Here is a 25,118-nt window from a genome sequence, read left to right as displayed (position 1 = left end):
TGGGTCTTTATGCTTAGTTTGATGATTCACCTACCCGCACCTCTCCACTCATCAATTTAGGCAGGAGCGTATCGCGTAGTTGTGTTAAAGTGCGGATTTCAATGTGATTATGCTTCATTTTTTGCAAAGAATCTTCACAAAAGGAATTGAATTTTTCGATGGTTTCGTGGGTTGGCAAACTTATTTCATAATCAGCCAGACTATTTATATCTACTCTTTGCCTTCCACTTGAGCCAACCATGCTTGCAATGGCATAACTTCTGAAGTCTTCGTTACGTGTTAATACATAGCTGAAAAATGTATGAAGGAACGGTTTTGGGCGCATTACAATATACTCAGTTGAGCCCCAACCAACCTGTTCATTTTCTAAAAAGTCGACATAAGCAGATTTACCATTTTCAAGACAGGGGGTAATTCTTGCCAGTAGGGTATCACCATTTATAAATTTTGTTCCCGAAGAAAATTCCCGGTCATACCAATTATCGGGATGATAGACCTGATTGCTTACATTACTCATTTCGAGGTAAGGAGCAACAGAACCTCCTTTTAACGTTCGTTTAGGGTTCAGCTCAACAAAATCCCCCAATCTCCCTTTCTCCCAACTCTCCTCTGCCTCTTCCACAAACCACTGCCGAAAGAGTGTTTCGGCTAAGGCTTCGAGGGTGGCGTTTTGGCGGTGGAGCAGGTCTATTTTGTCGTCGAGGCTGCTTAATATCGAAGCAATGGCGCGCTGTTCGGGTTCATTATCTGTAATACATACTTCAATAGAACCTAATAACGACTGAGTTACAAGTGGATGACTTGAACCTTCAGCATATTCATTAAGTTTCAGATTTTTTAGAAAATAGTAAAGAAACTTGGTATTAAATTCGTTTTTGGGTTTGGCTACCAAGGCATTATCAGAAACCCAAACAGGTCTATTCTCATAGTAAACTGAACCACAATATGCACCTACGCGGCCAATTACTATGACTTCACCATCGTAGTTAGACCTATCTGAGTAGCCTAAAATACCATTACCGCCAAATATTGGTATAGAACCGCCTGATTTCGGCCTTTCTTTACCATTACCGAATTTGACAATCTCCCCCAACTTATATTCTTTCCACTGATTCATTGATCGTATTAGTTAACAATTCTCTAATTTTTTAACGGGTCTTTGAGATATGTCAACATTTGTTGACATTTTTAACGTATCCCGATGATATGTTAAAATTTTTTGTTTTTTTTAACACATTATGGAGATATGGGTAAATTTCTCAATTTTTTACCTCTAATCTTGTACCTGTACTGACTCTATGGCAGGGGTATGAGGTTTGTAGAGGTTAGGAGCATCCAAGAACATTTCAAACAAGAGGTGGTTTAGGTAAAAGTTACTTCGGCCAATTTTCAACATTGTTAGAAACCCAGCCTCTACCAGTTCTTTTAGATACGTTGATGCTGTTTGACGGGTTACACCAAGGGCTTCTTCCACAAACTCAATCTTGGTGTAAGGGTGGCTGAAAAGATTATTGAGCAGTTCTTGGCTATAAATTTTTGGAAACTGAGTACGGATGCGTTGTTTGTAGTCCATCATCAACCGTTTGATATTTTCTATCAAAATAATGGTCTTGATAGCAGTTTCCTCAATGCCTTTCAGGATGAACAGGAGCCAATTTTCCCATTCCAGCGTATCTCTTACCTGTTGCAATAGTTGATAATAGTCGGTTTTGTGCTCAATAACATAACGGCTTAGGTACAGGATAGGTAATTCTAACAAGTTTTGAGTAACCAGATATAGGATATTAATTATTCTTCCGGTGCGTCCGTTTCCATCATAAAAAGGGTGTATACTCTCAAATTGATGATGAATAATAGCCAATTTGACAAGTGGGTCAAGGTCTGAGAGGGTATCGTCATTGATGAAAATTTCCAAATTTTGCATCAAATCCACAATGGTATCGTAGTCTTGGGGAGGGGTGTAAACGGTCTCTCCTGTCTGTTGATTCTTCAGGGCTGTACCGGGTAGTTTTCTGAATCCTGCTTTGTTTTGTTCGAGTTCTTCCTGAATCTGTAATATAAAAGAGGTCGTCAGGATTTTGTTTTTTCGGACCAATGCAAACCCTTTTTTCAGGGCATTGGCATAGTTCTGAACTTCTTTGGCCGCAGGGCTGCGCAGGTTTTCTATGTATAGTTCAGCCCGGAAAATTTCATCGTGGGTTGTGATGATATTTTCGATGGCAGAACTGTCTTTCGCTTCCTGCAAAGTAAGGGTACTGATAAGAATTTGTTCGTTTGGAATCGTCAATGCTACTCCTTTCAACTCCGCCAGCCGACGGTGAGCTTTGGCCGCCTGCTTCAAAACGGCCTTCGTCTCTATATCCTGTCCTAAAGGAAGTTTTGGTATTTGGTAATTATTTGCCATCAGGAATAATGATTTTAGACAAACTCGCCTGAATCAATTTGTTCAGTTGCTCTTCTTCCGCCAATTGTGCTTCCAATTCGGTTTTGAGGCTGTTAAAACGTTCCTCAAAATTAAACTCATCTTCTTCTTCGGCCAAACCTACGTAGCGGCCGGGGGTGAGTACATAGCCAAGGTCGCGCACTTCATCGAGAGTAGCGGCCTTGCAGAATCCCTGTACGTCTTGGTAGTTGCCGTCGGGGTTGCGCCACTCATGGTAGGTATTGGCTACTTGGGCAATGTCTTCGTCAGAGAGTTCGAGGTTTTTTCGGCTCACCAAGTGTCCCAAGTGCCGGGCGTCGATGAACAGGATTTCGTTGTGGCGGTCGCGGTATTTATCGGCGGCCCGGTTGCGTCCCATAAACCACAAACAGGCGGGTATTTGGGTATTGAGGAAAAGTTTGGAGGGAAGGTTTACGATGCAGTCTATCATACCCGCCTCGATCAGTGCCTTGCGTATTTCGCCTTCATTGTTGGTGCGTGAGGTGAGGGAGCCTTTCGCCAAAACTACCCCGGCGGTGCCAGTAGGGGCAAGGTGATAAATAAAATGCTGCATCCACGCAAAGTTGGCATTGCCCACTGGGGGTACAAGTTTTTCTCCCAATACATTCCAGCGGGCATCGTCTTTGAGGAGTTCCCCGCTCCAGTCGCTCACGTTAAAGGGAGGATTGGCAATGATGTAGTCGGCCTTCAGGTCGCGGTGGGCATCGTTCAGAAAAGACCCTTCGTTGTTCCATTTTACGTTGGTCGCGTCTATCTGGCGAATGGCTAGGTTCATCCGGGCCAACCGCCACGTCGTTTGATTGCTCTCCTGTCCGTAAATGCTGAGGTCGGCCTTTTTGCCCGTTTTGCGGTAATAGTCCTGATGGCTCTTGATGAATTTATCGCTCTGCACAAACATCCCGCCCGAGCCGCAGCATGGGTCAAAAACGCGCCCTTCATAAGGTTCGAGCATTTCGACCAACAACTGCACAATGCCCTTGGGCGTGTAAAACTGCCCTCCTTTTTGGCCTTCGGCCAGTGCAAACTGCCCTAAGAAGTATTCATATACCTGCCCCAGCACGTCGCGACTTTGGGCTTCCTGTGTGCCAATCGTCGCCGAACCGATCAGGTCAATCATTTCACCCAATGAGCCTTTGTCCAATTTTTCCTGAGCAAAGACCTTCGGCAGTACGCCCCGTAAGGAAGAGTTATCTTTTTCGATAGCGTCCATGGCGTCGTCAATGTCGGTGCCGATGGTGGGCAATTTGGCGCGGCCCTGCAACCAAGACCAACGAGCTGAAGGAGGAACGTAAAATATCTTTTCGGCCATGTACTCATTGCAGTCTTCGGGGTCGGCACCTTCGTATTCGCCCTCACCAGTTTTGAGTTTTTGGTAGAGTTCGTCAAAGGCGTCGGAGATGTATTTGAGGAAGATAAGGCCGAGGGCTACGTGTTTGTATTCGGCAGCGTCCATGTTTTTGCGGAGCTTATCGGCCGTTTTCCAAAGTTTTACTTCTAATTTCTCTTCGGTGGTTTCTTTTTGTGTTTTAGCCATTTAGTAATCAAATCAATAAAAATGAGCGTTGGAGCCTTCTGCAATTGATTTTCAATATTAGCAAAATATAGTGGTTTTATCACAGAATAGGCGGCATTGGCAGGGTGTCTATAACTATTAGCCCGTGTGAGCCAGGACACTTGCCATTTTTAAACCTACCCTGGCCTGTGTGGGGGAGGGGGTAGAAAAAGTAAAAAAAATGGACATGTGTACAACATATTTTTTTTTTAGAGGCAGTGCACACGGCCTATAATGGTTAAATTACCAGTATTTTGCGTGAAAATACTGGTTTTTGTGTGCTGATACTCAAGAAAAACGGGGGATAGAAATGACAATATTTACCAAATATACTTCCTCTGGCATAGGTGTAAACCTACTTTGATACATATAAAAGCTGCATTGAAGCACCATTTATAACTTCAATTATTGTACAGATTCCTATTATATATTTACAATTACTATCTTACTTCCTACCTTTAAAATAGGCAAGATAATTTTTGGTTTCTTCCGAGAAAATTTCTTCAAGAGGTATCAACGTTAGTTGAGCTACATTGCCATACTTTCTTCTGACCGTCCGACGTCGATTGTTACGGGGATTACTGTCTTTGTTTCTCACACGTTTGGCCAGCCGTTCTGCCTCTGATATGTCCTGATGCTTCCGTCGGTGCAGTCGTCGGCCGTTGCCTAATTCTTCCGCTAAATCAGGATGTTGCTCCACGGTTTTAGCACTAACAAATTTACTGCCCTTCTGTTGATGGGAAATATCCCAGCCAGTGATAGGACACAGGGTTCTCTGGGAGCATTTTACCCCTTTACCTAAATGGTCAAAATGTTCCTTTGCAGGTTCTTTGGGGTCGGTTAAAATGTTACCAGTTTTTGGGTAATTGCTGTCGGTTAAAACGTTACCAGTTGTGCCCTTCTGCATCAACTGCTTCCACTTGTCTCGTAGCATTTGCTCGAATTCTTTTTTGCGTCCGCCCCCCGTGTACTTGTCAATAAGAACATGGTATTTTCTTCTGAGATCACACCGCTGTTTTCTATTAAGTGTCAACCATTCGCGTGGGTTAATTGCGCGTTTGTATTGCTTGCGTTCAGGTTCGGATAAGAGCGTTAGATCCAACAGTTCAATAAGAATTACTTCACTCCAACAATCAAGTAAGAGCTTACCTAACAGCGCCAATTTGTCGATTTTTATCAAATCGGCCAGCGTAGTAATTTCTAACTGATTCAGCGCGTTCATTTTGCGATAGTGAACTTCAAAACGAAGGATTCTCAAGTGTTTTTCCTTTTCATAAATTTTAATCCAGTAATTGTTTTTGGTAGCAGCCATACAAATGCCTTTTTGGCCGCTACTGGCCGTAATTCGCCTAAAGGGTTCGTCTTTGTATAAAATAAGGTCTTTTAAAAAATCAGAGGGGTCGAAATATAAGGGCAGATTTACACCAAATTCCAAGTTCGCCAATATCGCCTGTTGAGGTTCAATTTCTAATTTGGAAGTTATTTCGTCAATGGTTTCTACCAGTTCAGGGTAGGTAAAGTCATTCCAATTGTGGTTATGCCTATAATAATGCAAACTCCCCTGTATTTCTATCCGCCCTGACTGACTAATTCTTTTTATAGTCAAATGCCCGGCCCGTGTTCCTTTTGTTTCCTCTTTCGGCCACAGGGGGTGTTCGCTCAGTCGGTGGGCTAGAGGTTTTGAGTAGACCACTGTTTTTACATAATCAATCATGATTTGTGTAGTTTAATAAAGAAGGGAGTGCCTCCCTATGCGCTCCCTTCTTTTGGTTTTTATCAGTTACCCATAGAATCCTCTCAGAAACTGTTTTTATGGGCAAACCCTCTCCTTACGAATCGCTGATGCCATTCGCCAATGGGATTGTTTTAGAAAATAAAAGGGTGGATAAAACAGGGAATTCCTGCTGTTGGGGAGTAACTTGATACGAACTTATCGGAACCGTATTTTATCTCGCAGGTTGGCTGTTTTCGGGACGAGTAACTTGGGGTTGGTTTTTAAAAAAAGATGTCAAAAAGTCTTCCACATAGCGCAGACGGGGACCCGTGTGAGGTTTCCAGAATCTCAAAAAGACAAAAACGCGCAGCATTTTCCTGTCTAAACTGAATGCAATGGCCACCAGCGACTTTCCTCCGTTGCCGTCATCTATATCTCCTGAAAAGAAATTTCGGGTTTTAGAACATCTTTGAAGGCCTGTTTTGAGGGGAGTGACCCCGTTTACCTGACGAGAAGTGAGAAACTCAGTTACATTAAAGTATTTGTATTTTTCCTCACTTCTGACTGATTCAGTTCGAAGTTGGTCAGGTAATCGTTGATCTCCTGACGTTTTTGTGTAATACCCATTTTCAGGATTGAGGCGGTAGGTATATGAATCATACCGCGCAAATTGATTGACAGTTTTCTGTTTTGACATACTATCAGCCCTCCATGCTTACTTTTTTCTTGTGTTTCAACTGCTTGGTGGTATCCATCGTAGCCAAAATTTCATCTCGGCGGTAGCGCACACGCCCGTTAATCTTCACCTTTTTAGGGATAAGATTGTTGCAGTCCCATTCATGCAGGGTGACAAGTGAAATACGGTATAAATCAGCCGTTTCCTGCCTTGTTAAAAATTCAGGCAGTGTTTGAGGAGCAGGAGGGATGTAATTAGCCAGTTCTTCTTTAACTGCCTCCTTGAAGATTGATTTTAATTCTGCCCTCGCCTCAGCGTCGAAAGGCATCAATAAAGTTTGTGAAGTTATCATTTTGCATGACTTCGGGGGATGTTGTCCCGATGTGATGCAAAGGAATAAAGTAATGTTGAAGGTGAATTTTAGGTGAATTCACCTTTTTTCACCTTTTATTGCTAGATGGCAAATTCTGTAAAATAGCTGAGATTTCAGCTTCTCTGTCAGGATAATGGAAGACTAAAAATTTCTTTACAATATCTTTATTTGCAAAAGGTTTTATTCTTTTATTACGGAGATAATCTACGATAACTCGTATTTTGTATTCGGTACCAGCATTTGGCATTTTCATTCCTTCTATTGCGGCTTTTGAAACTTTCTCTTTTACTTCATCGGTAGAAGTGCCATCCATAGGAAATTCCTCTACAATTCCCATTTTTCCTAAAACATAAATCATTAGATAAAACTGTGTTCCTTTTTTGATTTGTGGGGGAGCATTTTCTTTCTTAGTTTGAGGCTGAATTCTTGCTTTAAGAAATTCTAAGAACTGCCTGAAAAATTTGGCACGGCAAATAAGCCTAAACTCTTCACTTGTTTTTTTTTCTAATAATTCAGCCTGAGCTATACTATTTTTCATTTTGCTATTCAACGATTCCAATTCAAAGAAATCTCTACACCATTCCAAATGCGAATCTAAAGTCTGTGCATTCGAGGAATCATTTTTATCAAGGGAATCTGCAAGGAATTTTATTTTTTTCTTATCTTCGAGAGATAAATGGGTTATTTTTATTAGTTGTTGTTTCCTTGAGAGACTTAACCCTAATAATTCACTATCATTTAATTTCCATTGACCCTTAATTTCATCCTGAAAAATTTCATCTGAGAGAGATACTGAAATTCTACCTAAATAAAATCTATTTAAAACAAATAGTTCTTCAATTACATCTATCACAAAGTCCTCATTGATTATTTCGTATGTCTCTTTATTGTCGGATAACTCTTTGCAAACTACTTCAGTTATCCAATGTTGATTATCTGTTTTCGTAGATTTTTTGATAAAATTGATAAGTTTATTTTCTCCTTCTGATATAAGACTCTTCGGTTCTGCGCTATTATCGTTGCTAATAACTGATTCTCTTAGAAGAATTGGCTTTAAACCTATTTCGTCAGCAATTAAGTCTCGTAATTGAGTCAAAAAATCAAGTATTACTTGCTGATAAAAATTAGGTTTTATCTTCACAAACCTTTCTATCACGTCTTTTATATTGATAATTTCTATATCTGGATTAGCACAAAATATATGAGTTTGTAGGATTTTTTCTATTGTTGAGTCAATTTTTTGCGTATTAATTGGAAGACCATCTCTCATTAATGCATCCATCAATAACATATAAAATAATACTTTCTCAATTTCATTTAATTTGTCATGGGAGTCCATTTTGAGAACTCTTATTCCCTGTAATGTTGAGCCTAGAAGAATACTATTTTTGCTTGGAGTTTTTTCGTTTTTTTCTTCATACACAGTATTGTCTCCCCAAATAAACAGACCAAATAAACTATTGAAAAAATCACTAAGTTGGAATGGGATAGAAGGGTTACTGAGAATATCTATTCTTATTTTCTTAAACTTTAACATAATTTAATGTGTGTAAAATTTAAAATTTCTCCTATTTAACATTATACAAATACTACTCAGAAAATTCGAGGCGAAAACAAAACTTGCACCTTTAAAATCCCCAATTAATTCAGTTGGCGATTTTAAATACCGTTTTGTTTTCCTGAGTGAAGAATGGGTGTTCAGCCATCCGGTAGGCGACTTCTTCATTTGATATTTTGATGTATTTCATAAATGAGGTTTCGGTACGGTGCCCAGTGAGTCGCATAATGTCAAGGGTGGGCACTCCCTGTAAGTAGGCGTTGGTGGCAAATGACCGCCGGGCCGTGTGGGTTGTAACCAGTTCCCACTTATGCAGCGTCTTGGTTACTTTCAGCCCTCCTTTGGTTTGGCTCATTGTTACTTTTTCGTTCAGGTCGGCTAATTGCGCTATTTCCTTCAAATAATCATTCATCCGCTGATTGGTCAGAACACGGGGCGGTATTCCCTTGTATTTGGCTAGTATGGCCCGTATTTGCGGGGTTAATGGTACGAACACGGGTTTATCTGTCTTTTGCATGGTGATACGCACAAATTGCCCGTCATTGATGATGTTTTCGGGCCGTAAAAGGTTAAGGTCAGAAAAACGTAAACCTGTGTAACAGCCGATAACGAACACGTCCCGAACGCGGTCAAGGCCGGCACGGTCGGAAAGGTCAAGATTGTAAATGCGTTGGATTTCGTCGAGCGTGAGGTAAATGTTTTCCACGTCCTCCAATGGTTTTATAAAATCTTCATCCTGAAAGGCCGTATTGGTGTGCATCCCGTCTTTCATGGACTGACGCATAAAGACTTTGATGTTTTTGATAATATCGCCCGTGGTGTTGGTAGCCTTGCCTTTTTTATTGAGGTAGGAAATAAACTTTTTGTGAAAGTGGAGGTCGATTTTATCAAACTCAACTTTGAATTTGGTTTCTTTCTCGAATGCCTTTAGGTGATTGAGTGCCTTACGGTAGTTTTTGGCCGAACTTTCAGAGTAGCGTTTGCCTGAACGTGGAATGGTTCTTTCTCCGTTGGCGCATTCTTCAATAAATTTCTCTATCCACGGGATGAATGAAAGTTTTTCGGGCTGTTTGACCACTTTACGCGGTTTGTCACGGTTAAACACCTTGTCGAGTTCAGCGCGGTAAAATGCCTGTGTCGGCTCAATGTTTTCGGCCTTTACCCGTGAATTGATACGCTCCACTTCCCCGGCCATGCGGTTGAGGTGTGTTTCAATCTCTTTCAGGTCGTTTTTAATGTCCCGGCTAAAACTTTTGGTGGAGGTAGTTGGGCGTTGGGTCTTTGAATCCCAGTGTTCAGGTGAAAGAAATTGGCCAGTTGAGTAAACCAAACGGGGGGTACAACTGCGACAAATAAGGAGAACGAGCGTTGAGTCCTTAGAAACGGCCTCTTTGAGCACAAAACGCGCTGAATTTGTAATAACTTTTCCCATGATTTTCTGCGTTAATCGAACGGAAACAAAGATAATGCAAACTTTTTCAGGTGACGCATCAGGTGACGAATTTATTTAATTTATCCTTATTGTTTATGGTTAATATCAGTAAGGAAAAAATATAAATAGCTGATAATCAGATATATTTTATTTAGGGAGACTAGGGGAGATTAAAAGGTTCGAGTCCCTTCGGGTGCACTAAATTGATTCACGGTGATTCGTGGTAGTACAAAAAAGGCCTTAGATTCGTTTCTAAGGCCTTTTTTGTTTACGGTAAACCCAAATGTTTCAATAATGACGGTCACTCCTGAACTCAATAACCGCCCTAATAAAGATTGAAACGATTACGAAAACGGAAGCGGTATACCGCCGCGGACATATTCGACAATGCGTTGAGCATTAATGTACAGGGGTGATCATGAACTCTGATTTGCCGCGTTGCAGACTTCCTGTTTGTTTGATTTGAAGAGATAATTCTAACCAAATGGTGAAAGATAATGCCGATAGTTGTTGAACAATCAGCGCATGGTAGATACCGCGTGGCGGCCTGTGCCGTATGTCCTAGGCAGGTAATGTTAAGTTGAAAAGCAAATTCGGGTAAGTCTCTTAAAAGTTTAATCGCTGCTTTAATGTTTCTAACTTGCCGAGCGATAGGATGTGCCATCGGAGCGCCGATGCAACCCAATTTTCTTGTGTGAGTTACTCTGGTGTCGTTGTAATAATCTTACAAAACAAATCTAAAGGACGAAGCTGAAGTGGGTGAAAATATTTGACCATTAAGCGTTCTATCCTTGTTTTGCAGTATTGCTATGAACATAAAAAGACCTCCTTGTTTTTGAGTTTGTAGTGACTCTCAAAACCACAAGGAGGTTCTTTTTTCAACTAAAGTTGGGGATTGCTCATGTTTTTCAATTTATCCCCATTTTGCTTTCTGAATATGATCAATGCTAATCTGGATACTTTCAAGCGGAGGGCGCTTGCAAACATCCTGCTCTACAAAGTAATGTTTGAGGCCAGCCACGCTTGCTTGTTTGAATAAGCTGGCAAAATCAATGCTACCGAGGCCCACTTCCGAAAACTCTTTTTCGGGCGTTTTGGCCATGTCTTTGACGTGCCACAACGGAAAACGATTCGGGTATTTGGTGAAGTACGCAGCGGCATTTTCGCCCGCTTTTACGACCCAATATAGGTCCATTTCCATGACGACGTTGGTGTTTTTGAGCAATAAATCATAAGGTTTTTGGCCGTCGATTTTTTGGGTAAACTCAAAATCATGGTTGTGATAGCCCATCGTAAGCCCCGATTTAAGGGCGATGTCGCTGCTTTTGTTGAGCAAATCAAACAGTTGGTTGTAATCCTCGGCTTTGCGCTCACTATCCATTAGGTAAGCAAGCACTACGTATTGCTGACCGATAGCGGCGGCATCTTCCACCACTTTTTCCCAATTCTTGGTCAATCCATCGGTCAATCCAGGCGTACGCGCGGTCATGTAGTGTCCGCTGACGGCCGAAAGCCCGTTGTCTTTCAGGAGTTGGCTGTATTCGGCAGGTGTTTTTTTGAAAAACTTACCCTGCCCGTAGCCGAAATTTTCCACTTTTTTATAGCCAAGCTTGGCCACTTCGGCCAGTATTTTTTCGATTCCCTGTTTTTGAATATCCTCGCGGAGAGTGTACAGTTGTAGGCCTACTGCTTTGGCTTTGGGGTTAGCTTCGGCCTGCAATTGCAATAAAGCAAGTGCACCAAGACCCGCGGTGGTTTGGAGAAAGGTTCTGCGTTTCATTGAACTTAAAATTGAAGATAGGTTAATTAGTAATTTAAGGCGCAAATGTAACCGGAAAGCAATTAGTTACCTTCGATTGACTCGAAAAGAATAAACGTCCGTTTATGTTGCCTAATGCAACGTTCAAATAAAAAAAATAGTGTTGATGCAACATTGAATTTAACTTTTGCATCTTATACCCAAAAACCCCTGAAATTGATATGAGAACAGCCATTTTTTACCGCCTCACTTCCCTTCTTTTTACCAGCGCTTTTTTCTTAGTAGCCTGCTCTTTTTCGGCCGACAACCGTGAACGCCAAGACGACGACCGTACTACCCGTACATTTAACCTCAAAGGTTTTGACCGTCTTTCGTTGGGAAGTGCGTTTGAAATTACGGTCACTAAAGGGAATTATTCGGTCAAAGTAGAAGGCCGTAAGCAAGACCTTAACGACTTGGAAGCTGATGTGTCGGCAGGAAAACTACGTATTCGTTACAAGGATTCATTTGGTTGGAACCGTAACCGTAAACGCATATTGGTCACGATTTCGATGCCCACCGTCAAAGCCCTTGATTTTTCGGGAGCCACAACATCAAGAGTGTCAGGATTCAATGATTTGGGAACCTTGGATTTGGATATTTCGGGAGCTTCTAAATCTGATATTCAGGTAAAGGCCCAAAGAATCGTGATGGATGCTTCGGGGGCCTCTACGATTGTGCTGACGGGTTCGGCCAACCGCTTGGAAGGGGAAGTGTCGGGAGCTACCTCGTTGAGAGCCTATGATTTTCCCGTGAAGGAAGCCTTTCTGGACGCCTCAGGGGCCAGCAACGTGCGCGTAAGTGTAAATGGTAAACTTGAAGTAGAAGCCAGCGGCGCGAGCAGTGTACGTTATCGTGGCACGGCTTCGGTGCGCTCCAATACCTCGGGTGCCAGCTCAGTTAGGAGCGAATCGTAGATAGATTCTGGAATGATAATTGTCGAATTTTCTTGAAATAAAACAGCCGCTTTCTGAAAATATACCTTCAGAACGCGGCTGTTTTTGGTATTAAGACGGTTGTCTCAGCGGTCAATCCAGCGTTTAAAAACGGGGGCTTTTTCCCGGCTGATTTCTACTTCTGATACGTGGCTGCTTCGCAGTTTGACGTATAACTTTCCAGAAGTGTCACCTTTGTAACTTTCAACGGCATTTTGATTGATAATTTGCCGGCGTCCCGCCCTGAAAAACTCGTTGGGGTTGAGGATGTCTTCGATTTCATCCAGTGTGTTTTGTTCGGCAATGTATTTTTGACCGTCATTGGTTACCACAAAGATTACTTGGTCAAGATAAAACAGCGACACGTCGGCTAAGTTGATGGGGATGGATGCATTGCGGTGCTGAACAATCAGCTTTTCCTTGTACATCCGTCCGATTTGGGAAGGGTGATTGGCCAGTGTTTGCAGCACTTCGGTCGAAATACTTTGGTTTTTTTGCAGCGCCTTAAATTTACCAAGGGCCCGAATGAGATCTTCTTCGTCGATGGGTTTTAAGAGATAATCAATGCCGTTTACCTTAAACGCCTTGATGGCGTATTCGTCGTAAGCAGTGGCAAAAATAATCGGACATTTGATGTCGAAATAGTTAAATAAATCGAAGCTGATGCCATCGGAGAGCTGAATATCCATGAAAAGTAAATCAGGCTCGGCATTTTGCATAAACCACCGTCTGGCGTTTTTTACGCTGTGCAACACGTCGAGCACCTCGGCCTGAGGCGCAATATCTTTCAACATTCGTTGGAGCTGTTCGGCAATGAGGGCTTCGTCTTCTACGATGAGTACTTTCATGGTGTTTGGTCAGGTTAAAGTAATGGCAATACGATGCGAAAAAATTCGGGTGTTTGTTGAATCTCAAGCGCCGTTTCTGAAAAATAAGCGTATAAATTCCGCAAGCTGCTTAAGCCTTGCCGATTTTGAACCTCCAGAGTACGTTTGATTTGGAGGTTGTTTTCGATGATAAGTCGTTGATTTTCAGTTGTTATTGTAACAAGCAACGGCGAGTCGGGGTCAGTCAGATTGTGCCGGGTGGCGTTTTCAATCAGAATCTGCAACGTGGTCGGGACAATCTGGTACGAATGATAGGCTTCGGGTACGTTAAGGCATACTTCCAGCCCTTTCCCAAAGCGGGTTTGGAGCAAATCCGCGTAATCTTTAATAAAACACAACTCTTCACCTAGCGTCACCAGTTTGGTGTGTCGGGTGGTTAGAACGTATCGATAGACGCGCGTCAATTGACTTAAAAATTTGACCGCGAGCCGTTGGTCGCTGTAAATCAGGCTTTCTAGGGTGGCTAGGCTGTTAAACAAAAAGTGTGGGTTGAGCTGACTGACTAAATTTTGGTACTTAACTTCCGAATGGTCACTATCGTACGCGGTTTTTTCGCCCGCTTCTTGGGCGGGTATTGCGGGTGGTGTAGATTTTATTTTAGGCGTTGGTTTCATTCATCAGGCCGTTTGTTGGTGAGCGGCTTCAATCATCGCGGCCGACATCACGCTGTATACATCAATCCACGCTTGTTGTATTTCGGGAGTAAAATCACTTTTTAGTACCTTTTCCAAGGTCCATAATAACGCCTCGCCAATGTATTGATAATGTTGTTCTTTGGCGCCGTACTTCACGTGTTTCTGCCCCAAATCTTGCAGCAGCGGCAGCAGCTCATCCATGTTATCCAAAGAGCATACCGTAAAACTAATCACCTGAAACAGCTTGATACCTTGGGTTTTAAGTTCACTTTTGAAAAGATGCTTTACCTCAGGTACTAACTCAAAAAAACGCGTATAAAATACTTGAGCTGCATACTCCGATTTCGGAACAATACGGGCAAAACTGGTTTGTACCAGCTTTTTTTGTTGATCATTCATGGGTTATGTGTGGGTTGGTTGTATAAAATTAGATGGTTTAAACAGCATAACTAAAAAAAACAGTCTAAGACGTCGGTTTCGCTTGCTAATCCTGCAAAAGCCAAAACCGAGGCGTTAATCCAGTAATGGAACATAGACGGTAAAACGGTCGACGGTCTCTTTAACCTGCATGGGTCGGTCGGTTAGGTAACTGTACAACGCCCGAAAATCGCCCAGTCCTTTTTTGTTGGAAGTGGTTACGGTTCCGCGTTTTTGTAGGTTATTTTCAAAAATAAGATAATTATCTTCTTCCCTAATTTTTACCCAAAGAGGTGATTCTAAACTGGTTGTGTTGTGTTTGATGGCATTTTCAATTAAATTTTGAAAGGTAACGGGAACCACTTTTTTGTGCGCCAAATCGTCGGGGATGTCAATTTCTACGCACAGCCCCGTGCCGTATCGCATGTGGAGTAGGCTTACAAAGTCGCGGGCAAAGCGCAGTTCTTGTTCTAGCATGACCACTTCGTTGTCGTCATTTTCAATTAAATACCGATACACTTTTGTCAATTGACGGAGGTATTTGGAGGCCAGTTTATGGTCTTTGTAGATGAGGCTGTCCAAAACTGCCAAGCTATTAAACAAAAAGTGGGGATTGAGTTGGTTGATAAGTCCTTGATAACGAGCTAGTACTTTCTCGCGCTCAAGCATGATGGCTTTGCGCTCGGTTTCAACTTGTTGCTTTTGGACAATTTCAAACTTTTGGCGGAAATCTAGTTTTTCGGTCAACTCCTGATTAAGTTGATTCTGAAGCAGTTGTTGTTCTTCCAACAATTTTACCTGCGTGGCGTGTTCGCGTTGGATGATTTTTACGCGAGACCGATAAATGTAAACGCCGATGGCTACGACCAGCATTACCATTAATGTTTGAAACCACCACGTTTGCCAAAACGGAGGATTGATTATGATGCGGAGGGTATACGGAGCTGGGTTCCAGACCCCGTCGTTGTTGGCGGCTTTTACGTGCAACGTATATTCCCCTGGCGGTACGTTGAGGTAGCTGATATTTGCTTGGGTAGTGGGGGCTCGCCAACCGTTGTCATTTTTGACGCCTTCGAGCCAGAATGAAAACTGGTTGTTTTCTGAATGGTCATAGCTTAGTGCGGCGGCTTCGATGGTAAGGTCGTTTTCATCATGCGCCAGCGTAATCGGAAGGTTGTTTTGGGGAATGTGCGTAGGAAGCACTTCCTGACCGTGCACCCTTAACGATGTTATGACCACAGGCGGCACAAACGTGTTGGTTTTGACGCGGTCGGGATGAAACCGAACCAGTCCGTACAGTCCCCCAAAATACAAATTACCCAATTTGTCTTTGGCCACCGATTTGGTCTCAATAGAAAGCACTTCAAGATTGTCGGCTCGGCCAAAGGATACAAACCGTTTTTGTTGTTCGTCGTACCGCGTTAAGCCATTGGCGGTTCCCATCCACAGCGTGTTTCGAACCCGTATCAGTGCCGAAACGTAATTATTTGCAATGCCATGCCGGGTAAAATAATTGGTAAACGATTGAGTTTTAGGGTCAAGGCAGGCCAGTCCGTTGTCGGTTCCCATCCATATATTGCCCTTTGAGTCTTCCGAAAAAGACATCACGCCGTTGTCAGGCAGGCTTTTGGGGTTATCTTCTTGGTACCGATACGTGGTTACTTTTGATAAGTCAGGACTGATGCACAGCACCTCGTCAACCCCGCATCCTACCCACAGATTTTGTTTGCTGTCGGTGTAAAGGCTGTTGTAGCGATTCAGGGGCAAACGTCGAATGCGCTCATCGTTAAAGCGATTGGCAAAGGTCTTGGTCTTGGGGTCAAATATATTTAGTCCCTCATCGGTACCGATAAACACCCGCCCGTCTGCCGTAGGGTGTAAGTCATAAACCAGCCTGCCCGCAACAAAATGACGCCCAGGAACGATAGGCGGCGGAGAGGGCATTGCTTCATTGGGCAGATGGTCATATATCGTAAATTTGCCCGTGGTAGGGTCCAAATGCTGAAAATGTTGGGTAGCTACGTACACCTTATCTTCGGGGTCAACGTAGATAGAATTGACGCCGTTGTCGGAAAGGCTGTTTTTGTTTTTTGGGTCGTGGCGATAGGCCTTGTACGTATTGGTGGTTTGGTTGACCCACACCACGCCGTTGTCGGTTCCCAACCAAAGATTGTCCTTGCTGTCGATTGCAATCCGGTTAATGGCCCCGCCGTTGGCCGTGGTAGGTTGATAATTTGCTTCTTTTAAAGGAGAAGTAAATGACTGACTAGCAGGGTTAAACCGACTGATGCCTTTATAAGCGGTACTAAACCAAAGTACGCCCGAACGGTCCTGAAATGCGGTTCGTACATAGTTGGAACTCAGGCTATTGGGTACATTAATTTGGCTCTGATAATTAATAAACTTTCGTTGGTTTTCGTGATAACAAAAAATTCCTTGCCCTTGAGTACATATCCAGAGTTTTCCATCTTTGGAAAAAAACACCGAGCTAATTTCTCGGGGCTCGGCCAATGGAATGTCCATTTTTATGAAATGCTCGGTGGCAAGGCTCAACATTGACAACGTACCATTGCGGGTGCCCACAATGATATTTCCCGTTTTTGGATGCTTTGCCAAAGCCGTCACGGAGTTGTCGGGAATGGTGCCCAATTCGTCGCTTTTACAAAATACCTGAAAAGAATTCTCCTCAATATTGTAGCGATACAGCCCCAAGTCGGTGCCAATCCAAACCGTGGGGCCATCAATCAGCAACGAGCGTACAGAGTAGACGAGCGGCTTCGAGGAGGGGTCGGTAGGAAGTTTAACCAATTCTGATTGTTTGGTTTTTGGGTCAAAAAGAATCAGCCCGTTGGCGCTACCTAGCCAGAGTTTGCCACGGAAGTCTTCGCCGATGCAGCGAATATAATCGGAACGCTCACCGTATTTGGTAAAATGAAAGCGCTCAAATTGTTGCGTTTTGAAGTCCATTCGGTTAAACCCGTGCTGCGTTCCTACCCAAAGGGTTCCATTTTTGGATAACAAAACGGAACGAACAATAATATCCGAAAGCGAATGGGGATTTTGGCGGTCGTGGTCAAAGACTTTGCATCGGATACCGTCATAACGTGCTAGTCCTGCCAACGTACCAATCCATATAAAACCCGACGTATCTTGGGCGATTCCGGTACAATAATGAATAGGAAGCCCCTGCTCAGGACTAAGGTGCTGAAAAGAGATTTCGGAAGATTGTCCAAACACCAGAATCTGGGCCCAACAGCTCAAAAGTAGACTAAAAAAAAGGGATGAGCCTGTCCGCATTTGTTGTGGCTGAAAAAAGTTAAGTAAGACGTAAAAGTGCAAAAAAAATAGCCTCCTTTTACTTTGTTAAACGGATTTGACAAGCTGAACCAATAAAAATGGAATTGGATGAAAGTAAAAAAAAGGGGTTGAAGCAAAAAATAAAACTCGTCAAAGCGTTGGTTTTGGGGGTTGAAACGGGGTGGAATAACAACTGAGCCGTACGATAAAGGCGTTGAATCGTGGGAGTTTTGCCGTTGAATAAATTGCATTTTGAGTATAAAAATTAGTTTTTAGTTTTGTTGAGAATAGCGCTGATAAACAGCGCATTGTTTGTTAACTCATACGCAGATGAAGAATAATTTTTTCGGTATTTTCTTTGCCATATTTGCGGCCGTCGGGACGCTCTTCGGTGCCATTGGCTTTTTTACTTGGAGCGCCGATCAGACAATCAAACGGAATGGTATCAAAACCACGGGGACGGTTGTGTCGTTCAGCAGTTCGTCAAAAGGAGGAAGGGCGCCTGTTATCTCGTTCATGACGCAATCGGGCGAGAGTCGGACGTACTATTCATCAACGTACTCAAGCCCGCCGTCTTACGACGAGGGGGAAAATGTAACCCTGTGGTATTTGCCCAATGACCCCGACGAAGTCGTGCTTTCGGGGCTTGATTCGTGGCTTTTGCCGGGTATTTTTGGCGGAATCGGGCTTATATTTGGGGCAATAGGTTACGGCGGATTTATCTGGCGCTGGCGCCGCAAACGCCTAAATGATTGGTTGCGCCTACATGGTCAAATTATCATGGCCGACGTAGTGGATGTCAGGTACAATACATCCCTTTCGGTAGGCGGAAAACATCCCTGGATGATTATTGCTCAATATTTTGAACCACAGTCCCAAAAGGTGTATAGCTACGAAAGCGATAATATTTGGTTCAATCCTGCGCCTTTTATGTCGCCCGGGCAAAAAGTGACGGTGCGTGTTTCTCCCAAAGATTATGGCGTGTACGAGGTAGACACTTCTTTTTTGCCAAAACAGGGAAATTGATTTTGGGAAATGAACTAGGGCGTTATTGACGGACGCGGAGGGGCTTCTCCGCGTTTTTTTGTAGTTTTGAGCCTCATTTATCAAAAGGATAACCTTACATTCAATGGAACAATTAGACTGCCTCAATCAAGTTGCTGAGTTTCACCGCACTTTCAAACACCCCATTTTAGATACCCCCCAAATTCCGTCCCAAGATCGCTGTAACCTACGTGTGGCGCTGATTGCGGAAGAACTGAAAGAGCTCGAAGTGGCGATTTTGGAGAAAGACATCGTGGGCGTGGCCGATGCCTTAGCCGATATTCAGTACGTTTTGTCGGGGGCGGTGTTGGAGTTTGGATTAGGTAGTAAGTTCAAAGCGCTGTTTGACGAAGTGCAACGCTCAAACATGAGCAAAGCCTGCAATACTATCGAAGAAGCCGAAGCCACCGTTAAGCATTTTGAGGCCAAAGGAACGGAATGTTATTATAAAGAAGACAGCGGAAAATACCTCGTGTACCGAACCGCCGACAACAAAACCCTGAAGTCCATTTTTTATTCTCCCGCCGACCTGGAAAGCATTGTGGAGGCTTAATTATCGAAGTGGCTATTTTGAGGTATCTTTTATAAATATGAGGCTGCCTATTCCGATGAGGGCTAGACCAACGGCCCCCATGACATAGTGTAACTGATAAACCGTTTGGACCATCAATACCTGAATAAGAATCCAACCGGTGAGAATTCCTCCTTGCAAAACGATGAAGTGAGCATAGCGTTTATGATGGGTAAATGTTAAGAGACTGACAACGCAGCTCAAAACACCGTTGCCTAGGAAAAGTACAATACCTGGAATGAGATAATCTTTGAACGGAGCGTGCTGGAGGTAGCTTAACGGAAGTTGAAGTTTGCCGCCCGTAGGGTCAATTATAAGCAAGCCACCGCCATAGAGGGCACCGATGCCATTGAACAGCAGTAGAAATATAGCCGTAAATCTGAGTGCTTTTGTCATGGCAATAAAGGGTTTTTGTAAACAGTAATTTAAAGATTGCCGTTAGAAAATTATTGCAGAATGACCTTCTACGAAGCGTAAGGTGATATTTGTCAGCTTAAAAAACTGAACAGTAGATGAGTTATCTGTTGTTTGTTATAGTATTCAAAATACAATTTCTATGACGACCATTGAAACCCGTGAAGTGTGGCTGAGGGGGCCGCTGCCTGAAATTCCGGCTTTGCTACAACCAGTAGCCCATGCGCTATTGCAGGCGCGCGAAGAAGTGCAGGCGTTGGCCAAAGATTTTCCCGAAACTAAACTCTGGGAACGCCCCGCAGGAGTCGCTTCGGTGGGGTTTCACTTGCAACACTTGACCGGGGTACTCGACCGACTTTTTACCTACGCCCGGGCCGAATCTCTAAACGCCGCGCAATTGAAATGGCTCGCCAACGAAGGCAAACCGCAGGAAAATCTGGAATCGTTTGAGGCGTTGTTTCAATTGTTCAGTCAACAAATAGAGCAGGCATTGACACAAATTCAACGTACAAATCCCGAAACCCTGACCGAAATTCGGGGTGTTGGGCGCGCCCAAATTCCCTCGACCGTGTTGGGGTTGCTTTTTCATGCTGCTGAGCATACCCAACGGCATGTGGGGCAACTACTGGTAACGGTGGCGGTAGTGCGTGCGAGTTCGAGGTAGAAGTGTAGAATTTTCTCTACACTTTTTTGTGAAAAAAGCGAGTTTTCGGCAATAAATAGGGAATATTCCCCAAAATAGGGCTGGTCATAGCATTTTATGGAATAGGGTAGTTTAATAACTATTCTAACTTCAAAACGACCTTACTACTATGATACGCTGGACTGTAATTTTGTTAGTTGTAGCCCTTATTGCGGCTGTTTTAGGATTTGGCGGTATTGCAGCAAGCGCTGCGGGTCTGGCCAAAATTGTGTTCTACATTGCGATTGTGTTGTTTTTGTTGAGTTTAATTGCCGGACGAAGCAAAATATAAATAAACGCCCGCTAATGCATCAAAGGCCAGAAACGATTCGTTTTTGGCCTCTTTTTTTACACAAATTTTCTATGTCAATTCCATGTGTAAAATCGGATAAGGTTTGCCTAAACCATCAAGTTCCGAACGACTTACAACCACAAAACCCATGCGTTCATAAAATCCTAATGCTTGGGGGTTTTGCTCATTGACTTCTACTTTTCGTACGTTTAATTGATGAATGGCGTGGTGCACAAATTGCGCTCCGATGCCCTTGCCGCGCGCGTTGGGATGGATAAAAAGCATTTCAAGGCTATCGCCGTGGACGCCCATAAAGCCCAGTATCCGTCCCGTTGTGTCTTTGGTGCAGACCAAATCGACGGCTTTTAGGTACTCATTCAGAATCAACGGTTTGAAATAAAGAATATCGGCCTCGGGCAAAAAGTGATGAGTTGCCCGCACCGATGCCTCCCAAACCTCAGTAACTTCGGGATAATCGGACGGAAAAACGGGCTCAAGAAGCAGTTGGTTTTTAGGGCTGTTCATGGGTATTGTCGGCTGAAGTGAATTTAACTGCAAAATGGGGTACGTTTGGTTTTTTACAAAACGATTTGTTAAAAAACAGCAATGTTCATTTACTTTTGCGTTTCATCAACGTATCGTATTCCTTTTCTAACTGCTCCATTCCAAATGATTCGTTACATTCTACCGACGCTTTTACTGATTTCTTCCGCTTTGTGGGCGCAACTGACCGCTCCTCCGTTAAAAATCAGTTGGGAAATCATTGAAAACAACCACCAAGGGAAATCGGCTTCGCTTACCGCTTTTACCATTACCAATACGGGTAAAAAACCGCTTCCCAAAAACGGTTGGACGATGTATTTCAATTTTGTTCGCAAAGTAGATACGACGTTATCGACCGACTTGAAAGTGCGGCACATCAACGGAGATTTGTTTCAATTGGTGCCCACCGCTAGTTTTCAGGGACTTAAACCGGGGGCTTCAGTGCAGGTCGATTTTATCTCTGAAGCATGGGTGGTCAATTTTACTGATGGCCCCGCAGGCCTGTATTGGGTGTGGGACCAACAACCTGAAAAAGGCTACTCGCTGACTGATTATACGATAAAACCTTCCACCCAACCGCGTCAATATCAGCGCTTTGCGGGAGATAAATTGGGGCTTATTACACCCGCCATGACCTTTGCCCAAAATAAATCCATTCAGGATATTCCCGAAAAAGAAATCCCTAAAATCCTCCCAACTCCCCAACACTACCGCGAAACGGGAGCTTCCTTGGTAATCACGCCCGAAACTAAACTGTTTGCTCCCGCCGATTTCAAAGAAGAAGCCTCTTTTTTGGCGGCCCAGTTGAGTTCAATGCTCGGAAAACCTTTGGCTTCAAGCACGCAAAAGGGCGAAGCTGCCGTTGTTTTTCGGGTAGATAGCAGCCTCGCAAAAGAAGCATATCGGTTGATTGTCAATGAAAAAGGGGTTGAAATTGCCGCCGCCGACCGGGCGGGGGCTTTTTACGGAATGCAGTCATTGATGGCCTTGGTGCCTCCTACCTCATGGGGAAAAACGCAGGCGAGCTTAACCGTAGCGGGTGTTGAAGTAAACGACCAACCTCGTTTTGGTCATCGGGCCATTATGTTGGATATTGCCCGTAATTTTCATTCCAAAAAGCAGCTTTTAAAATTGCTTGATTTGATGGGTTTTTATAAACTCAACGTGCTGCATTTGCATTTTTCAGACGATGAAGGCTGGCGTTTGGAAATGCCTTCGCTGCCCGAATTGACGCAGGTAGGAGCCACGCGTGGGCACTCCAATACCCCACTTAAAAATCTCCCTCCAGCCTATGGCTCTGGCCCCGACCTAACCGCCAACGCGGGCACTGGATACTACAGTCGATTAGAATTTGTGGATATTTTACGCTACGCCACCGCGCGTCATATCAAAGTGATTCCCGAAATAGAAGCACCCGGCCACGCGCGGGCGGCCATCAAGGCGATGGAAGCGCGGTACGTGGCCAAACTCGCCGAAGGCCGCAAAGTGGAAGCCGAAAAATACCTTTTGCACGACCCCGCCGACCGCTCGGTGTACCGCTCGGTGCAGATGTACAACGACAATGTCATCAACGTGGCATTGCCTTCGGCCTATCGTTTTTTGGAAACCGTCACCGATGATATTTTAGCGATGTACCGCGAAGCAGGCGCGCCACTCGAAACCATTCACTACGGCGGTGACGAAGTTCCAACGGGCGTTTGGACCAGCTCTCCCGCGGTCGAAAAGCTCCGTCAACAAAATCCAGAACTGAAAACAACCGACGACCTTTGGTATTATTTCTACGGAAAAATCAACGATTTGGTCCAAAAACGAGGCTTGTTTTTGTATGGTTGGGAAGAAATTGCGATGCGAAAAACGCTCCTCGACGGCAAGAGCCACATCATTCCCAATCCTGATTTTGTGGGGCAAGATATGCAGGTGGATGTGTGGAACAACGTACTGGGCTGGGGTGCCGAAGATTTGGCGTACCGACTGGCCAATGCGGGCTACAAAGTGGTGCTATCGTGCGTGACGCACCTGTATTTCGACATGTCTTACTACAAATCTTTTGACGAGCCAGGCTACTATTGGGGCGCGTATACCGACGTTGACAAACCGTTTTCGTTCATTCCTTACGATTATTTCAAAAATTCCAAAGAAGACCGTCTGGGCAATCCCCTCGACCGCTCGATTTTCAACGGAAAAGAGCGACTCACCGATTACGGAAAGCAAAATATCGTAGGAATTCAGGGGCTTCTTTGGAGCGAAACGGTCAATTCTCCCGAACGAATGGACTACATGATGTTGCCAAAACTCATGGGAATGGCCGAACGGGCGTGGGCGCAGTCGCCCGCTTGGGCGGAAACGAATGATGAAAAAGCCTACCAAAAAGCGTGGTCGGTTTTTGCCAATCAACTGGGCAAACGGGAGTTGCCGCGTCTCGATTCGTTTGCGGGCGGTTTTGCTTATCGCTTGCCAACGGCAGGGGCCGTAGTGGAAGGAAATCAAGTGCAGGCTAACGTCCAATTGCCCGGCTTAACCATCCGTTATACGACCGATGGTACAGAACCGACGGTCAATAGCGCGGTATATTCGCAGTCTATTTCGGTGAGTAAAGGTATGAAATTTAGGGTGTTCAATGGTGCTGGTCGGGGTGGAAGAACGGTGGAGGTGAATCCGTAAATGTTAAAATCGTTATTATTTTGTGTAACTTCGTATAACGAAACAAGAAAAAAAATGACAGCGCAAAAACTATCACCTTTACAATTAGAACTTTTGAAGGTGTACTCATTTCAACCTTCACAAGAAGACTTACTGGCTGTAAAACAGATGCTTGCTAATTATTTTTCTGATAAATTGATTTCTAAAATTGGTAATGCCGTAGAAGAAAAAGGCATTTCAGAAGAAGATTTAGAAAAATGGCTCAATGACTAAACTGCGTATCGTACTGGATACCAACGTATTTTTGGTGTCGTTAGCTCCTCAGTATAAATATCATTGGATTTATCAGTATCTGTTGGCTGGTAAATTTGAGTTATGTTTGACGACAGATATTCTACTTGAATACGAAGAAACAGTATCTCAAAGATATGGTTTAGAGCGAGTTGACGGAATGTTGAATTACTTGCTTCTTTTACCGAATGTACTGCTTTTTACTCCCTCTTTTCATTGGTATTTAATAGAAGCTGATCACGACGACGATAAGTTCGTGGATTGTTACATTGTGGCCAATGCCGACCATATTGTGGGGAATGATAAATATTTTAATGTGTTGAAACACAGCGATTTTCCTAAATTTAGTCTACTCAAATATGAAGAGTTTGAAGCAATGTATAAAGATAAGATATCTTAGTTTTTCTATACAATTCTACCATTGTCAGGCTAAAGTTCGGTGCTGACGATTAGCACTAAATTCGAGTGCAGCCGTTAGGTCTTCGCGGGTTAATTCGGGAAAGTCCATTAAAATATCATCAAATGACATATCCGAAGCCAACCAACGTAAAATATCCTCTACCGTAATACGCATTCCGCGTATGCAGGGCTTGCCTCCTCGTTTACCAGCTTCTACCGTGATGATGTTTTTGTAAATAACCATGGCTCATATCATTATTATCGTGAATCAAAAATAACAAAAATAGCGCATACACTCACTTTTTACTATTTTTGACCCAAACAAAACCTCAATTCCTATCGAAACAAGCCAATTCTAATTTCAACATATTGATTTATAGCGTTTAGCTTAATAATCCTGTAATCCGAAACCTGAGAAATTTCAAACACAACAGGGAAAGTAAAGCTCAACGCTCGCGCGGTCTGCGTGGGCGTTGTCTTGCTTTTGTTGTGTGGGCTTCTCAGGGCCTCGGAGACAAAGTAACG

Annotated in this window: 24 protein-coding genes; 8 read left to right on the top strand and 16 right to left on the bottom strand. The window is 43.6% G+C overall.

Going from position 1 to position 25,118, the window contains the following annotated elements:
• Positions 1-13 precede the first annotated feature (13 nt).
• The 9 genes from NCI00_RS01680 to NCI00_RS01640 all read right to left on the bottom strand — a co-directional run bounded on the left by NCI00_RS01680 (position 14) and on the right by NCI00_RS01640 (position 11,528).
• Positions 14-1,117, bottom strand: coding sequence for a restriction endonuclease subunit S (locus NCI00_RS01680; protein WP_253524318.1), 1,104 nt, complete (start codon positions 1,115-1,117; stop codon positions 14-16).
• A 156-nt stretch (positions 1,118-1,273) separates the two neighbouring features.
• On the bottom strand, positions 1,274-2,404 hold the full coding sequence (locus tag NCI00_RS01675; RefSeq protein ID WP_253524315.1) for a Fic family protein: 1,131 nt from the start codon (positions 2,402-2,404) through the stop codon (positions 1,274-1,276).
• Positions 2,394-3,977: a type I restriction-modification system subunit M gene (locus tag NCI00_RS01670; RefSeq protein WP_253524313.1), complete on the bottom strand. Its 1,584-nt coding sequence runs from the start codon at positions 3,975-3,977 to the stop codon at positions 2,394-2,396. Before NCI00_RS01670 ends, NCI00_RS01675 begins: the two co-directional genes overlap by 11 nt.
• 463 nt (positions 3,978-4,440) lie before the next feature.
• On the bottom strand, positions 4,441-5,709 hold the full coding sequence (locus NCI00_RS01665) for a hypothetical protein (RefSeq protein ID WP_253524311.1): 1,269 nt from the start codon (positions 5,707-5,709) through the stop codon (positions 4,441-4,443).
• A 232-nt stretch (positions 5,710-5,941) separates the two neighbouring features.
• Positions 5,942-6,406 carry a hypothetical protein gene (locus NCI00_RS01660; protein ID WP_253524309.1) on the bottom strand — a complete coding sequence of 155 codons (465 nt, stop codon included), beginning with the start codon at positions 6,404-6,406 and terminating at the stop codon, positions 5,942-5,944.
• A 4-nt stretch (positions 6,407-6,410) separates the two neighbouring features.
• Complete coding sequence (locus NCI00_RS01655; RefSeq protein ID WP_253524307.1) at positions 6,411-6,737, bottom strand: helix-turn-helix transcriptional regulator; 327 nt, start codon at positions 6,735-6,737, stop codon at positions 6,411-6,413.
• 88 nt (positions 6,738-6,825) lie between these two features.
• On the bottom strand, positions 6,826-8,295 hold the full coding sequence (locus tag NCI00_RS01650; protein WP_253524305.1) for a hypothetical protein: 1,470 nt from the start codon (positions 8,293-8,295) through the stop codon (positions 6,826-6,828).
• Between the two features lie 109 nt (positions 8,296-8,404).
• Positions 8,405-9,748: a site-specific integrase gene (locus NCI00_RS01645; RefSeq protein WP_253524303.1), complete on the bottom strand. Its 1,344-nt coding sequence runs from the start codon at positions 9,746-9,748 to the stop codon at positions 8,405-8,407.
• Positions 9,749-10,661: 913 nt separating this feature from the next.
• On the bottom strand, positions 10,662-11,528 hold the full coding sequence (locus NCI00_RS01640; RefSeq protein WP_253524300.1) for a sugar phosphate isomerase/epimerase family protein: 867 nt from the start codon (positions 11,526-11,528) through the stop codon (positions 10,662-10,664).
• 200 nt (positions 11,529-11,728) lie between these two features.
• On the opposite strand from NCI00_RS01640, the gene NCI00_RS01635 reads away from it, so the two are divergent.
• Positions 11,729-12,463, top strand: a complete 735-nt coding sequence (locus NCI00_RS01635; protein WP_253524297.1) for a head GIN domain-containing protein — start codon at positions 11,729-11,731, stop codon at positions 12,461-12,463.
• A gap of 104 nt (positions 12,464-12,567) precedes the next feature.
• On the opposite strand, the gene NCI00_RS01630 is transcribed toward NCI00_RS01635, so the two are convergent.
• The 4 genes from NCI00_RS01630 to NCI00_RS01615 form a co-directional block, all read right to left on the bottom strand.
• Entirely contained in the window at positions 12,568-13,329 is a 762-nt protein-coding gene (locus NCI00_RS01630; RefSeq protein ID WP_253524295.1) for a LytR/AlgR family response regulator transcription factor, read from the bottom strand.
• Between the two features lie 14 nt (positions 13,330-13,343).
• Complete coding sequence (locus tag NCI00_RS01625; RefSeq protein WP_253524293.1) at positions 13,344-13,982, bottom strand: sensor histidine kinase; 639 nt, start codon at positions 13,980-13,982, stop codon at positions 13,344-13,346.
• A 3-nt stretch (positions 13,983-13,985) separates the two neighbouring features.
• Complete coding sequence (locus NCI00_RS01620; protein WP_253524291.1) at positions 13,986-14,402, bottom strand: globin family protein; 417 nt, start codon at positions 14,400-14,402, stop codon at positions 13,986-13,988.
• 114 nt (positions 14,403-14,516) lie between these two features.
• Entirely contained in the window at positions 14,517-17,717 is a 3,201-nt protein-coding gene (locus NCI00_RS01615) for a ligand-binding sensor domain-containing protein (RefSeq protein ID WP_253524289.1), read from the bottom strand.
• Between the two features lie 330 nt (positions 17,718-18,047).
• Between NCI00_RS01615 and NCI00_RS01610 the strand changes: the two genes are divergently transcribed.
• Together NCI00_RS01610 and NCI00_RS01605 are read left to right on the top strand one after the other, a co-directional pair.
• Positions 18,048-18,743 carry a DUF3592 domain-containing protein gene (locus NCI00_RS01610; RefSeq protein ID WP_253524287.1) on the top strand — a complete coding sequence of 232 codons (696 nt, stop codon included), beginning with the start codon at positions 18,048-18,050 and terminating at the stop codon, positions 18,741-18,743.
• A gap of 103 nt (positions 18,744-18,846) precedes the next feature.
• Positions 18,847-19,314: a pyrophosphohydrolase domain-containing protein gene (locus NCI00_RS01605; protein WP_114066569.1), complete on the top strand. Its 468-nt coding sequence runs from the start codon at positions 18,847-18,849 to the stop codon at positions 19,312-19,314.
• Between the two features lie 12 nt (positions 19,315-19,326).
• Here NCI00_RS01605 and NCI00_RS01600 read toward each other — a convergent pair whose 3' ends face one another.
• Entirely contained in the window at positions 19,327-19,728 is a 402-nt protein-coding gene (locus NCI00_RS01600; RefSeq protein ID WP_253524285.1) for a hypothetical protein, read from the bottom strand.
• A 160-nt stretch (positions 19,729-19,888) separates the two neighbouring features.
• Here NCI00_RS01600 and NCI00_RS01595 point away from each other — a divergent pair, with 160 nt between their 5' ends.
• Together NCI00_RS01595 and NCI00_RS01590 are read left to right on the top strand one after the other, a co-directional pair.
• Positions 19,889-20,410: a DinB family protein gene (locus tag NCI00_RS01595; RefSeq protein ID WP_253524283.1), complete on the top strand. Its 522-nt coding sequence runs from the start codon at positions 19,889-19,891 to the stop codon at positions 20,408-20,410.
• Positions 20,411-20,558: 148 nt separating this feature from the next.
• A complete protein-coding gene (locus NCI00_RS01590) occupies positions 20,559-20,720 on the top strand; it encodes a DUF1328 domain-containing protein (protein WP_114460505.1) in 162 nt (53 codons plus the stop codon).
• 69 nt (positions 20,721-20,789) lie between these two features.
• Here the strand turns inward: NCI00_RS01590 and NCI00_RS01585 are convergent, their stop codons facing one another.
• Positions 20,790-21,245: a GNAT family N-acetyltransferase gene (locus NCI00_RS01585; RefSeq protein ID WP_253524281.1), complete on the bottom strand. Its 456-nt coding sequence runs from the start codon at positions 21,243-21,245 to the stop codon at positions 20,790-20,792.
• A gap of 144 nt (positions 21,246-21,389) precedes the next feature.
• Between NCI00_RS01585 and NCI00_RS01580 the strand changes: the two genes are divergently transcribed.
• The 3 genes from NCI00_RS01580 to NCI00_RS01570 are packed head-to-tail and all read left to right on the top strand — an operon-like array spanning position 21,390 to position 24,594.
• The gene (locus NCI00_RS01580; RefSeq protein WP_253524279.1) at positions 21,390-23,924 is read left to right on the top strand and encodes a beta-N-acetylhexosaminidase; all 2,535 of its coding nucleotides are present in this window, start codon (positions 21,390-21,392) and stop codon (positions 23,922-23,924) included.
• 54 nt (positions 23,925-23,978) lie between these two features.
• Complete coding sequence (locus NCI00_RS01575; protein ID WP_253524276.1) at positions 23,979-24,176, top strand: DUF8507 family protein; 198 nt, start codon at positions 23,979-23,981, stop codon at positions 24,174-24,176.
• Positions 24,169-24,594, top strand: a complete 426-nt coding sequence (locus NCI00_RS01570) for a putative toxin-antitoxin system toxin component, PIN family (protein ID WP_253524274.1) — start codon at positions 24,169-24,171, stop codon at positions 24,592-24,594. Before NCI00_RS01575 ends, NCI00_RS01570 begins: the two co-directional genes overlap by 8 nt.
• 24 nt (positions 24,595-24,618) lie before the next feature.
• Here NCI00_RS01570 and NCI00_RS01565 read toward each other — a convergent pair whose 3' ends face one another.
• Positions 24,619-24,837 carry a DUF433 domain-containing protein gene (locus NCI00_RS01565; RefSeq protein WP_253524273.1) on the bottom strand — a complete coding sequence of 73 codons (219 nt, stop codon included), beginning with the start codon at positions 24,835-24,837 and terminating at the stop codon, positions 24,619-24,621.
• Positions 24,838-25,118: the final 281 nt, after the last annotated feature.

The sequence above is a fragment of the Runella salmonicolor genome (assembly GCF_024158025.1).
GTDB classification, from domain to species: Bacteria; Bacteroidota; Bacteroidia; order Cytophagales; family Spirosomataceae; genus Runella; species Runella salmonicolor.
Note: the sequence above shows the minus strand (reverse complement) of the source record. Positions and strands in the feature narration are given on the sequence as shown.